The sequence below is a fragment of the Algoriphagus yeomjeoni genome (assembly GCF_003259505.1).
Classification (GTDB): Bacteria; Bacteroidota; Bacteroidia; order Cytophagales; family Cyclobacteriaceae; genus Algoriphagus; species Algoriphagus yeomjeoni.
Genome location: NZ_QLLK01000003.1, coordinates 221,683 through 234,430 on the forward strand (window position 1 = coordinate 221,683; position 12,748 = coordinate 234,430).

The window sequence follows — 12,748 nt, forward strand, 5'->3', positions numbered from 1 at the left end:
GATAACTGCTAATTAGAATTCAATACTTTGATAGGCATAGTTTTAATTTTTTCCATAAGACATTTAGTATAATTTTTTTTTCTCAGAGTTTGAGCTGTTTAATAAAGTTGAAGTCAGTCTAAAGTAAAACCTGTTAAGATGGCCCATTTAAGTGGATCATCTACTTCTATCGTTCGATAAGCGGTCTCGCAAACGAGATTCCAATAGCATTTCGCAATACTATGATTGATTACTCTAATTGATTTCAAACATCTGCTCATCAGATCCTCTACTTAATTGAATTAAATAAAAAAAGAATGCGGGTTCAAAGAGCCCGCATTCTATTCTTATAAACCCTATGGCTTGTTATTCCACCACTAATTTATGCTGGATCAGCTGATTGCCATGTTGAATAAGGATCAGATATAGACCAGGTTTTAAATTGTTCTGTAGTTCAATTCTCTGCCCATTTGCCTCTACGTGGTTCTCTGATATCCAAATTCTCCCATACATATCAGAAATACTCAAGTTTATCGTTGTGCTTTCCTGAAGATTTGGAAGGGTGATATTTATCCGATTAAAACTTTTGACTGGGTTCGGATAAACAGTAAAGTCCTCCATTGTAAGCAGTATATCAGAAGAGAGGGAGGCAACTGATTCTGTGGAAACAATTCTAGCTGAAGACACATCTTCTAGCTCTTTGGGAATTTCGATCAGCTCTATTTTATCGACCAATGGGGCTTCATTGGTTGCAGGTCGTATTTCGATTTGGTTAGCTCCAGCCTGCAGTTCTACTTCTATTGTTTTGGTAGCAGTTGTTCCGCCATTACCACACCATTCCCCTGAATCCATGAAGGAGACTTGTTTTGTAGTTCCGTTAATAATGACTCTGGCTGTTCTATCAACAGCAGATAAATAGGTGATGGCTAGCTGATAGTTCCCCGCTTTAGCTACATTGACATTCTCGAAAATAATAGCATTTGCATAGGAGAAACCCATATTCACTAATGCTCCATTTGACGCAACCGGGCAATTAACAATGGCCGAAGAACCTTCTAAAGTGGCCTCTTCTGCTTCTAAAGATATATTTTTCTTTTTCAGACTGATTTTGTCCAAAAACGGTGCATCAGTTTCTGTTCGTAGAATTTCAATTACGTTTACCCCCTGATTCAGATTTACAGTAATCTCATAAATTGCTGTATTTCCGCCTTCAAAGCACCAGTTACCGGATGGGGTTACGAGTTGGTAGCCTAAAGCCTCTCCATTGACAATTAGTCTAAAGTTCCTTTGAACTTTGCTCATGTATTGAATTGACAAGCTATAAGCTCCAGCTTCAGCTGCTATTACTTGATTGAATCTAACGCCAGAAGAAAATCCTGTTCGTAAATTTACTTGCTGCCCATTAGAAGATGTTCCGCAATTTACAGCGATGGCATTCCCTAGTAACTCAGCATTTTCAGCCTCATAGTCCATTGGACCAAATACTCTGACCACATCAGGGTCAATTTCTGAAGGAAGTTTTCCTTCTGACGCTACTGCAAGTCTATCTATTTTGAAATCCTGTGTTGAGTAGGCAAGGGTTAGGGTGTGAATTCCGCCACTTAGGAAAAATGGTAATGCGCTATCTTCACCGCCTTGTGAGAAATGGAAACTTTTCCAATACCACTCAAAGGCATCATTTTCCAGGTTATCCCACTTTCTAAATGGGGCGTCATCAACTTTGATCCAGAGTGAATTATCCTCTGTACTCAACGATTGAATTTTTGCACAGATTCTATACTGATCTTTTTCTTCCACTTCAAAATTGAAAGAAACCTGTCCATCCGTACCTGGAGGTGTGTTTAAAGAACTTCCGGAAGGAACTGCTTCAATAAATTGCTCTCCGATGGCTGATGTTGAGGTTTTGACTTCCCATAGATTTCCATAATTACCTGCTTCTGCTTCGAGCCAATAAATGATGTCTGTATTTGTCAGACCCCATTTTTCAGGAGATTCTGTACAGGAATTTAAAGGTGCGGGTTCCAGGTTTACCTCATCACTAGTGGTAATAAAAGCCAACTGGTCTAATAATAAGGAACTGTTAGTATACTCAAAACTAATTCTATGCGTACCTTCCTGAAGGGTATAAAAACGAGGTAATTGAAGCCAGCTAAATTCGGAGGTGTTTAGTCCACCAATGGTTTCAAATTCCCCATCATCAACTTTTACTTTTATTCCAGTTCCGCCAATAGTCTTTACCCGAAGCCAGATTTTAAAGATTTTGGCCTCGCTTAAATCCACTTCGTAATGAAGTTGTGAGGCTAAAGCTGATGCTCCTTCCAAAGTGTTATTGCCTCTTACATATTTTCCATTAGAGCTTTCTTCATCTTCTATAACTTTCCACTTATTCCCTAGGTAAAGAGCGCATTCAGCTTCAAAACTTAGGATTTCTGGAGTTTCAGGCGCAAAGGGCTCATTCAATCCCAAAAGATTTCCATCGGATTCAAAAGTGGCTTCAGGAATGGATGGGGTGGAAAAATGGTTTTTATATAGTTCACCAATATTGGTCAGATTACCGTTCTCATCTGTTAAATCCGCGGATTCTACAGGATTAGATGAATTAGCACTCATTGGTTCGAAATAGGCATAGCGCTCTACATACTCCAATGATTCTAAATAAGGTAAGGCTAACTCTAGGAAAGCTGCCTGAATGGCATTTCCCCTGTTTGGGTTTGCGTTGAATTCAGTGATCCAAATGGGTAGGCCATAAATTCTATGGACATTTTCCAAGTAATTCTTAAAACGGTTAAAAATCTCTTGAGGATCAGCATTGGGACTGTTTGCAGGATTGCTTCCCCAATCATACCAGTGAACTGCCACAAAATCGAATCTTACATCTCTCGCTTTTGCCAATTCCGCAAATTCAAGTAGCCAACCAGTTGGACCATTTTCCCTAGGAGCTGGAGTACCCAGACGCATTCCGGTTTTCATTAGGTTTTCATAGTACCCAACAGCAACTTCTATCTTGCAGAGGTTATTGAATTGTCCAGATTGGTCATCGCAGTTATCAGACTCGTTAAAGCCAAGCAAATGATTGACTTTATCTTTTTCAATGATTCTTTTAAGAACTGGTGGAGCTGTAGCCCCTGCGCCCCAAGCCATTGGGACATATTCATAGTTTGGCTGGCTATCCGTTCCATTTCCCCAGTTATAATACCAGCCTGCATCAACTCCTTCTGTAAATCCACCGGTTCCTTTTTTGATCACCCAATTCCAAGGTAAAACCCGGATAAAACTCACATTACCTTGAAGAGCAACCGGAAGAGACTCTATGATTAAATCCTCTGTAGAAGCTATGTAAACTTTACTTTTGCTCGTTCCATTTTCAGCAACTGAAAAGGTGGCCATAAACCCCCTTTTCAATTTAAAAGAAGAGGTCATGTCATTCATTCCGTTAGGTATGCTGGACCCAGAATAAATGTCCCCCTCGTAGATGACAGCTTTACTACCTTCTAAGCCTGTTCCGCTGTAGATTTCTAAAGCTTCATAGGTACTGGAGTATGGCCTGATTAATGTGCCTGATTGATAAAATTGATTAATTCTGAAATCCACATCCATTGTAGCTGTGTTGTTCTGAACCAATACCTGATCCTGCATAGTGAGAAGAAACTGATCTGGATTGGTGCTTTTCAAAATCACCCAAGAATCCAAATCATTAAAATTAATATGTACTGCTGATTCTAAAGCACCATTTTGCTGAACTGTTAATGTTGATTTTTTATCCAAAGAAATCACACCGTTGTCAAGTGTTGCCATAACATCAATTTCTGAATTGATAATTGTAAAGCCGATTTCCGAACACACAAAACTTATATTCTGTGGAATTTCAATTATAGCGTCTTCTATCCAAAGATTGTAAGCGATTGGTATTCCGGGTTCTATGGTTCCTGCTGCTGGAATTTTATCTTTACCTAGATCTATTTCAGATGGACAAATTTGGTTTGGAAGTTTGTTTGATCCGGGAAGGCAAAAAGGCTTTACACTTCCTTGCAAACTATCTTCATTCAGACCTGGAGGGGTGGGGGCTTCCGGTCGTTGATTTACAATTCGCCAATTGGCTTCATTGAAAAAATCATCATTTTGTTCTCCAGTCCAAAAAAGATACTTGGATAATTGTCCACAGGATTCTGAATTCCCCTGAGCCCAAGAAGGGCAATTCAACAGAAATAGACTTAATACTAGTAGGTAGATTTTTTTCATGATTCTTGGGTTTACTGATTGTTTTATTGTTCACCCAATTTCTATATCCAACTTGTCAAAGCTGAGGGTATTTATGTCAGCTGATAGGGGAAATAGGTCAAATTGCTTTTGAAGTAATGGAAGAGTTGTTATTTAAGGAAAAAAAGGAATGCCTGCCTTTTACAGTTTACTATTTCTTGTGATTTCCAATTGATAAATGGAGATTAAAAAAGGTGGAAATAATGACATTTACCCTTTCATTTCAATCGTAAAAATCTCTCGTTAAAAAAATGAGGTGCCCTAAAGATGCCTTATATGTTTTTTTTACCTCTGAATTCTCCCAAAGTTAGTCCTTGGTTTTGATGCGCCCATAAGCTTCCTGCCTAAAGCCGCTTGCTTCGCTGTGCTGTTTATTTGGTTGACTCCTGGTCTTATCACTCCCAAGGCCAGTGAAGCGGTTCTAATTCATTGTTCACTAAAACCAAAAGAAATCGAGCAAAATGGGATGTATTTGCCTAGCGAACCTACCTTCTAAGCGAGATTCTATGTGGCCTTTGCATAGCAATACTTGACACATAAAATTATGGATACGCAGGAAAGAACAATTGATTTGTATGAAGTTGCTGAGATCAAGCTGAGCTACAGTGCAAAGGTAAAAGCCAGTCAAAGACCGAAGGTTGACAGTTCAAGACAGTTGCAAAAAAACCTTTCCAGAGCATCCGCTGATGCCTGATTCCTATTACTGTTTCCTTCACATGCCTGGGATAGAACTCCGTTTGAGGCTCTACCTTATCCAAAAGTCAATCCCACTAAAGAATCCCCATGGGCTGAAAGTGGCGCCAAGTGGCCATTTTAGCCATATGATGTTCTTATTGTCCTGGATACGCTTCTTATGAAGCTCAATGGGTTGGGTGATGGTTTGGTCATCCCAAGCATTGGTAAAAAACTGGGGCACTATCATTCCGGGAAGACTCACTCTGCATTTGTAGTCAACCGCATTTTTTTTGATGCACCTTGCCTTGGCTAAAAGAACTTAGTGAGGCCATCGTCAGATTAAAAATGAAGAGATTTTTCGTTGTTTTGTGTGTAAGTAGGACTTGTTACTGTTTCAAAATGATGAGTCAAATTTGGTTTAAAGAAAGAAGTCAGTCGTTCCAAAAATGTATCTGCGGACCTTTGGATGTGTTTTTGGACTTTTTGGAAATGAGTGCTGAGAAGAAGTAATTTGATGCGTTTTGCAGCTTCCTTTAAAGAAATCTAGAATATTCTATATTGAAGCCTCCTTTAAATAAAGGAATCCGGGTTTTTGGTTGCAATTACTTCCAAGAGAGAATGATATGGATTTTGTAAGCTCGAGCATTTATCATAAAGCCAAATCCTTGGCTATCAAAGAAGGATTGCCACCGCTACAATTCAGAGAAAAACATTCGCCCCTTGATTCTCCCTATTTACCCATCGATTTCCTGTATGATATGTACGAATGGGCCATTGAAAATCTTTCCCCGGGATTCAGTGTGCGTCAGGGAATGCAACTGAATTCCGATGATTACGGTACGCTAGGTCTATCCTGGAAAACCAGCTGGCAGGCACGAGATATATTGGATCGATTGCAGCGTTATATGGTCTTGGTCACAGACCAAGGTAGTATTAAGATGAGGGAAGATCATGGACAATCCCAACTTTTCCTTCACCGTCCACCTAATCGAAAGGGTATCGAGATAGCCAATGAGGTGTCTTTCGTGATGCTCACGGGAATCTTGGAGGAGGTGACTTCTCAAAAAATTCTGCCAGTCCAGGTCGCTTTTCAGCATTCGCATACCTCCTCTGCCCAATCATTAAAAGAATTTTTCCAATGTCCGATTTCATTTGGTGCTTCCCTTAATATGCTACAATTCCGAACAGAATCCCTTCAAATTCGGACAATCAAAGCAGATAAGAGCATCCATCAATTTATTGTGGATCGCCTGGAAGAAGAGAAACAAGGGGTTTTTTCGCAGTCAGATCAGATGCTATATGACATCAGACAATTGATTACAGAAAGTCTCCCGAGTGGCATCCCAAGTATTATCCAATTAGCAGATCACCTCAATATGAGTGCCCGGACGCTCAAGCGTAGATTGGCAGAGAAAGAGCTAACCTTTCGGGATCAAATTCAATTGATACAGAAAGAAACTGCACAAGATTTATTGCTGAATTCTCACTTGAGCATTGCAGAAATCGCCTTTCAGACTGGGTTTTCAGAGCAAAGCGCATTCAACAGGGCTTTTAAAAGGTGGACCCAACTTTCTCCAATGGAGTACAGAAAATCGAAGTAGCAAAAGACATTTGGCCTACATGGTCAAGGAATTGGCCCAAAGTGTCAACTTTACTTTTTCGCGCTGCCCTACCTTTACCTCCATCTATTAATCCTGTCTTGAACAAGGGAAAACTTCATGTCTTTCCTATCACCGAATTGAAAAATAGGGGCTGAGCCTTCAAGACTGGAATAATTCTTTCCAATTAATAAGAGAATCGTTTGCTAACTGTTTTACCATGAAAAATCAAGCTAATCTAAACCAAAGTGCCATATCAATACGGATGATCGGGTTACTCTATGTGCTTGTCATCATCCTCGCAGGTTTCAGTCAAGGATATGTGAGAGAAGGGATTTTTGTAGAAGGAAATGCGTTGAACTCTGCTGCGAATATTCTCGAAAATGAGGAGCTATTCCGGTTTGGTTTGATCACAGACCTTTTGGCTTTTATGTTGGATGCAGTCATTTCGGTGATGTTTTATTTGCTATTAAAGCCTTATGGAAAAACCCTAGCCCTAATTTCCTCTTCCTTACGGCTTTTAGCCCATCCAGCGATTGGAGCATTCAATCTGCTGAATCACTACTTGGCCCTACATGTGCTGAAAAGTGAGCCACTAAGCCTCTCCTTTGATCAGGGCCAGATCGAGGCTATGAGTCATCTCTTCCTGGATGCCCACCGCTATGGCTACCTGATCGCAGGAGCCTTTTTCGGGATTCATTGTCTTTTGCTTGGACTTCAGCTGTTTCAAAGCGGAGCTTTCCCCAAGATTCTTGGAATCTTGATGGGGTTTGCAGGCTTGGGCTACTTGATTGAAACCTTTGGCGACTTTGCTTTTCCGGGAAATGAGTCTCTGCTTGCCTGGATCGTCGGTATATCTGCTGCCTTGGGTGAAGTTACACTTGCATTTTATTTTCTAATCAAAGGCTCAAAAATCAAATCCACAAACTTATGAAAGCAATCATCTATGAAACGTACGGTTCGCCGGAAAACCTTAAACTAAAAGAAGTAAATCGCCCCGAACCCAAGGCAGATGAGGTCCTAGTTAAAGTGTTGGCTGCTTCAGTCAATCAAGCTGATGGGCATCTTTTGAGCGGAACTCCCTTTCCGGTCCGATTTTCCTCTGGATTATTCAGACCTAAACACCAAATTCTCGGGGCGGATATTTCCGGGGTAATTGAACGGGTTGGGAAAGACGTTACGCAGTTTCAGGTAGGTGACCAAATATTCGGAGACCTTTCGGGCAGTGGATTTGGTGGCTTTGCTGAATATGCGGTAGCGAAGGAAGGTGTATTGGCTAAAAAACCTAAAAATCTAACGTTTGAGGAAGCTGCAGCAATGCCCATGGCCTCAGTGACTGCATTGCAGGGATTGAGAGACCTGGGAAAAATCAAAAAAGGGGATGAGATCCTTATCAACGGGGCTTCTGGAGGCGTCGGTAGTTTTGCCATTCAAATCGCCAAGGCTTTGGGGGCAAAAGTCACCGCAGTGTGCAGCAGAAGAAATGCAGATCTAGCCAAAACGCTGGGAGCCGATGAAGTGATAGATTATGCAGTTCGAAATTTCACCCAAGAAGACAGGAAATTCGATTTGATTTTAGATGGACCTGTCAACCATTCTCTCAATCAGATTGAACCGGTTTTGAAAGGTGGCGGTCGCTATGTAGCCTTTGGATTTTCCATGGAGGCACTCATGCTGGGCTCTTGGAAGTCCTACCGTACAGGGAAGAAATTCGCCACGCTGATGGCCAAGGTGAAAAAAGACGATTTAGTGCTGCTGGCAACCCTTGCAGATGAGGGAAAGATTTATCCTCCTATCCAGCAAAACTTCACGCTAGATGAAGTACCTGAAGCTTTGAGCCTGATGAAAAAGGGAAAAATATCCGGGAAGTTGGTCATTACCATTTAAGGAGACGAATATCTCTAGATGAAAACCAAAAAGGAATATGAAGAAGAATATAAAAAGAATAGTAGGGGTCTTGATTTTTGCTCTATTTCAACTCAGTGCACAAGCGCAACTGGCCCAAAAAGTAGAATTAACGCCTGATAGTCAGCTTTTAGGGCTTGGAAAGCAGTATTTGATTCAGTCCGGACTATTACAAGAACAGCGTCCAATCCTTGTTTCACTACCTCATGATTATGAAAACAGCGAGACCTCCTATCCGGTCATGTATGTGTTGGATGGGCTGGAAAATATTAAACACACCGTAGGAACTATTGAAATATTAATCGAATCGGGGCTCATACCTCCTATGATTCTGGTTGGGATTCAGAGTTTGGATAGGAACAGAGACTTGACACCCTCTCAAGCTGGACAAAATGTCTATGGAGGTACCGGAAATGACGGAATTGCTCAAAGTGGCGGAGCTGGGAAATTTTTGAAGTTTATTAGCCAGGAAGTTTTTCCCTTTGTTGAAAATCATTTCCGTACACATCCTTATCGAATTCTGGAAGGACATTCTTTGGGTGGCTTATTCGGTGTTTATACCCTGATGGAGCAGCCAGATCTTTTCGATGCTTTTATCATTGAGGCCCCTGCACTCTGGTGGAATGGAGAGGAGATGACTCTAAAAGCTTCCACCTTTTTCGCAGAAAATCAAACCCTGAAGAAGACTGTCTACTTTGGAGTAGGTGGTGGAGAAGGCTGGGGAATGAAGCAGGAATTGATCAGGTATGTGGATGAGATCAAAAAGAATCAACCAGAAGGGTTCCGTTGGTTTCATGAAGAAGTGGGCGATGAAGATCATATGGCTTCCCGTCTCTTACTCAATTATCATGGTCTGAAATTTTTATTCTCGGATATGCGTCTCCCGGATAGCCTTCAAACCAACTTTTCTGAAGAAGGATTTCTGGTAGGCGAGGAGCAGTTAAAAAGGAAATATGGATCCAAAGCCAAGCGAACGGCCAATGAATACGTGAATATGGCTATGCAGGAAATCGAAAGGAAAAATGAAGAAGGAGCCATCACAGTCTTAAAAAGAGCGACTCAGGCTTACCCTAACTACCTTGGAATACTGACTTTTCTCGCCAAAACCTACGAAAGTGTGGGACAAGTCTATCTTGCAATTGAGACCTACAGAAAGGGTATTGAACTATCCCAGCAGTATAAACTGGGTTTAGAAAATGATTTTTCCCAACAGATTGACCGTTTGAACCATCAACGAAACTGAAATGAAAAAAGAATTAATAATCGTAGGGATTGGATGCTTGTTTTTAAGTGCATGCAGCTCCCATTCACAAGAAAGTTTAAAATAGACCGCTTTTATTAGAGAAACTCAGATCATTTTTCTTACATTTTTTAGCCAAAAAACTTGGGAAGCTTTATCTTGAAAATATCTTCAAACATAAATCTAAGCTCCAAAACACGTTTTTGGTGTTTTTTGACTTTGGATGAATCAACACTCCATCGCTGTTCTACCCTTTGACAACCTCAGTTCAGACCCGGAAAACGAATATTTTTCAGACGGCATGGCTGAGGAAATCATCAATGCCCTCAGCAAAATACAGAGGCTGAAAGTCATCGCACGTACTTCTTCTTTTGCTTTCAAAGGTCAAAAACTGGATGTACGGATCATCGGAAACAAGCTGGGCGTTTCCTCAGTCATTGAGGGCAGTATCCGAAAAGCGGGCAATCGGGTTCGGATTGCAGTCCAACTGATTCGTACCGACAATGGCTTTCATATTTGGTCCGAAACCTTTGACCGCACACTTCAGGATATTTTTGAGCTGCAGGATGAAATCAGCCTTTTGGTCGCCGACCGAATCCGGGAGAATTTTGGACATATGGAAATCGAAGATAGCTTGGTTTCCACCAAGACGAACAATCCGGAAGCCTATGACCTGTTTCTGAAAGCCAGCCATCATTTCAAGCGAAAGGACTTAGCCGATGTCAAAGAAGCTTTGGTTTTATATACCAAAGCCACCGAACTGGATCCTGGTTTTACCGAAGCTTTTGCTTACATCGGTGAAACCTACCTTCACCATGCAGGCTTCAACCTGATTTCTGCCAAAGAAGGTTTTCAGAAATCCAGAGAATTTGCTCAAAAAGCTTTGGCGATCAATCCCAAGGACATGCGTGCCCACAAAGTCATGGCTTACGTACATCTATTCCATGACTGGAACTGGGAGGCAGCCATCGCTTCCTACAATCAGGCCGTAGCAGCTGGATTGAATAATGAGATCGACTTTATCACCAACTACTATATTTTCATCCAAAAGGACTACGACCTGGCCATAGCTATTGCCAAGGAAAATCAATCTCGCGATCCGCTGCACATCATCAGCTACTGGTGGCTTGGGCTGTGTTATTACCTCTCAGGGCGATTTGAAGATGCCCTTTTTGCCTTTGAAGAATGTCTTTGTGTCAAGCCTAATTTCAGCGAGGCTCTTCGTTGGAAAGGTTTGGTTCTAGGCTATTTGGGAAGATTTGACGAGGCATTCCAGACGCTTGATAGAGCTGTCGAACTAACCAATGGAGAGGGCTTGGTCAAGCTGGATCTCATGACGGTTAAAGTGCTCAGTGGAGACACGGAGGGTGTACTCGAAGAGCTGGAAAATAGTCACTACATCGATCCCTGTGACCCGGCAGCATTGTACAGCCTGATGAACAGGCCGAATGAGGCCGTCCATTTCCTCCAAAAAGGACTGGAGGAAAAGTCCAGCATGATGGTCAGCCTGAAATATTGGTGGGTTTGGGACAATATTCGTGAGCATGAGGGGTTTCAGGAAATCTATGAACAAATGAATTTCCAAGATCACAAAGCACATCGGCACCATCCTTCTAATCAACAACTAATCATCGCTCAATCCAGCCAACTAGCCGAGGAGGATAGCGAGCAGTTCCTGCAAATCCTGCGTGAAAAAATGGCTCTGGAAGGAGTGGTCACGGACACCAATTTAACTTTACGCTCTCTGGCGGAGCAAATCGACCTCCATCCCAACAAGCTTTCCTGGCTGATTAATATGAAACTGGGCCAAAACTTCAATGACTATATCAATTCCCATCGCTTGGGAATATTCCAGCGAAAGGCAACTGATAAAGCAAATAGTCATATTACACTTTTGGGCTTGGCTTATGAAAGCGGATTTACATCCAAATCCGTGTTCAATGATTTCTTCAAAAAATCTACCGGGCTCACTCCCAAGGCTTGGGTAAAATCTCATCGAAACTGATTTTAATGTCTGATAAAGTGGGGATAGCACTTTTCAAAGACTCGTAATTTTGGAACAGAACACTACTTCAATATCCCTAAATAGGGTGGTTGATTGGATTCTTGATGCTTTTATCAGCGGTTCGGATAATTTTTGTAAAAAACCAGATTGAGCACTATCCATAATCGGAGTCGGAATGACAGAAAAGATTCAGTGATCAGAAAAAGTCCGAAATCATAAAGTCGGACGAATGCCGATGCATTTTCCTTCATCTTTGATTTATTCAATCAAAAAATAGAATCATGACAGGACCAGATAAAAACCAAGCCTTTCCATTAGCAGGCTATGACCGACTTTGCTTTCTAAAAAATGTAATCAAAAACCCTCAGATCCAAGTAGGCGACTATACCTATTACGATGATTTTGAGGACGTTCACAACTTTGAGAAAAATGTCAAATATCTCTTCGATTTTGTGGGGGATCGATTGATTATCGGGAAGTTTTGTATGATCGCCTCGGATGTCACCTTCATCATGAACGGAGCCAATCACTTATCCAAATCCCTTTCAGCTTACCCTTTTGCCATATTTGGTAAAGGTTGGGGAAAAGCCATGGAAGGGAAAAGCTATCCCAATAAAGGAGATACCATCATCGGAAATGATGTGTGGATCGGCTACGGAGCGACCATCATGCCGGGAGTCCAGATCGGTGATGGAGCCGTCATTGCGAGCAAGTCAGTGGTCACCAAAAATGTAGAGCCGTACACCATCGTGGGTGGAAACCCTGCCCAAGAAATCAGAAAACGCTTTTCTGATGAAAAAATCGAGCAGCTACTGAAGCTGAAATGGTGGAACTGGCCTATCGAGCGAATCAGCCAAAATGTTCAAAATCTAGCCGGGGATCAATTAGAGGCTATTGTTTGAGTGAATTAGTCCGTATTCCCTAGCTACTCCAATTGCCAAAAGGAATCAACTTTCCTTTTGGCATTTCTTTTTTATCGTCAGAGAGTTTTAACTCCAGCTGGACAAGCTCCATTTTTTTTTCTACCCAGCCAAAAGTCCGGGATTTCACCGAAAGGTCCCGATTCATAATTCAAGACGACTGGCCTGC

General features: G+C 41.6%; 9 protein-coding genes. 7 read left to right on the forward strand and 2 right to left on the reverse strand.

The window, feature by feature from the left end; translation table 11 throughout:
- Window positions 1–345: 345 nt before the first annotated feature.
- Window positions 346–4,218, reverse strand: a complete 3,873-nt coding sequence (locus tag LV83_RS06505; protein WP_111610736.1) for a glycosyl hydrolase — start codon at window positions 4,216–4,218, stop codon at window positions 346–348.
- A gap of 562 nt (window positions 4,219–4,780) precedes the next feature.
- Between LV83_RS06505 and LV83_RS21375 the strand changes: the two genes are divergently transcribed.
- From LV83_RS21375 to LV83_RS06535, 7 genes are all read left to right on the forward strand, one after another.
- A complete protein-coding gene (locus tag LV83_RS21375) occupies window positions 4,781–4,930 on the forward strand; it encodes a hypothetical protein (protein WP_158530524.1) in 150 nt (49 codons plus the stop codon).
- A 604-nt stretch (window positions 4,931–5,534) separates the two neighbouring features.
- A complete protein-coding gene (locus LV83_RS06510; protein WP_111610737.1) occupies window positions 5,535–6,512 on the forward strand; it encodes a helix-turn-helix domain-containing protein in 978 nt (325 codons plus the stop codon).
- A gap of 217 nt (window positions 6,513–6,729) precedes the next feature.
- Window positions 6,730–7,443 (forward strand): DUF4386 domain-containing protein, encoded by a 714-nt coding sequence (locus LV83_RS06515; protein ID WP_111610738.1) that lies wholly within the window; start codon window positions 6,730–6,732, stop codon window positions 7,441–7,443.
- Complete coding sequence (locus LV83_RS06520) at window positions 7,440–8,396, forward strand: NAD(P)-dependent alcohol dehydrogenase (RefSeq protein WP_111610739.1); 957 nt, start codon at window positions 7,440–7,442, stop codon at window positions 8,394–8,396. The genes LV83_RS06515 and LV83_RS06520 overlap by 4 nt, the downstream gene beginning before the upstream one ends.
- 37 nt (window positions 8,397–8,433) lie before the next feature.
- A complete protein-coding gene (locus LV83_RS06525) occupies window positions 8,434–9,657 on the forward strand; it encodes an alpha/beta hydrolase-fold protein (protein WP_111610740.1) in 1,224 nt (407 codons plus the stop codon).
- A gap of 220 nt (window positions 9,658–9,877) precedes the next feature.
- Window positions 9,878–11,659 carry a helix-turn-helix domain-containing protein gene (locus LV83_RS06530; RefSeq protein ID WP_111610741.1) on the forward strand — a complete coding sequence of 594 codons (1,782 nt, stop codon included), beginning with the start codon at window positions 9,878–9,880 and terminating at the stop codon, window positions 11,657–11,659.
- A 281-nt stretch (window positions 11,660–11,940) separates the two neighbouring features.
- Window positions 11,941–12,561, forward strand: a complete 621-nt coding sequence (locus LV83_RS06535) for a CatB-related O-acetyltransferase (protein ID WP_111610742.1) — start codon at window positions 11,941–11,943, stop codon at window positions 12,559–12,561.
- Window positions 12,562–12,580: 19 nt separating this feature from the next.
- Here LV83_RS06535 and LV83_RS21380 read toward each other — a convergent pair whose 3' ends face one another.
- A complete protein-coding gene (locus LV83_RS21380) occupies window positions 12,581–12,727 on the reverse strand; it encodes a hypothetical protein (protein WP_158530526.1) in 147 nt (48 codons plus the stop codon).
- Window positions 12,728–12,748: the final 21 nt, after the last annotated feature.

What these genes read in the sequence shown, in the direction of transcription:
- LV83_RS06515 (WP_111610738.1), top strand. Translation starts at nt 6,730, where the DNA reads ATGAAAAATCAAGCTAATCTAAACCAAAGTGCCATATCAATACGGATG.
- LV83_RS06505 (WP_111610736.1), bottom strand. Translation starts at nt 4,218, where the DNA reads ATGAAAAAAATCTACCTACTAGTATTAAGTCTATTTCTGTTGAATTGC.
- LV83_RS06535 (WP_111610742.1), top strand. Translation starts at nt 11,941, where the DNA reads ATGACAGGACCAGATAAAAACCAAGCCTTTCCATTAGCAGGCTATGAC.
- LV83_RS06525 (WP_111610740.1), top strand. Translation starts at nt 8,434, where the DNA reads ATGAAGAAGAATATAAAAAGAATAGTAGGGGTCTTGATTTTTGCTCTA.
- LV83_RS06520 (WP_111610739.1), top strand. Translation starts at nt 7,440, where the DNA reads ATGAAAGCAATCATCTATGAAACGTACGGTTCGCCGGAAAACCTTAAA.
- LV83_RS06530 (WP_111610741.1), top strand. Translation starts at nt 9,878, where the DNA reads ATGAATCAACACTCCATCGCTGTTCTACCCTTTGACAACCTCAGTTCA.
- LV83_RS21380 (WP_158530526.1), bottom strand. Translation starts at nt 12,727, where the DNA reads ATGAATCGGGACCTTTCGGTGAAATCCCGGACTTTTGGCTGGGTAGAA.
- LV83_RS21375 (WP_158530524.1), top strand. Translation starts at nt 4,781, where the DNA reads ATGGATACGCAGGAAAGAACAATTGATTTGTATGAAGTTGCTGAGATC.
- LV83_RS06510 (WP_111610737.1), top strand. Translation starts at nt 5,535, where the DNA reads ATGGATTTTGTAAGCTCGAGCATTTATCATAAAGCCAAATCCTTGGCT.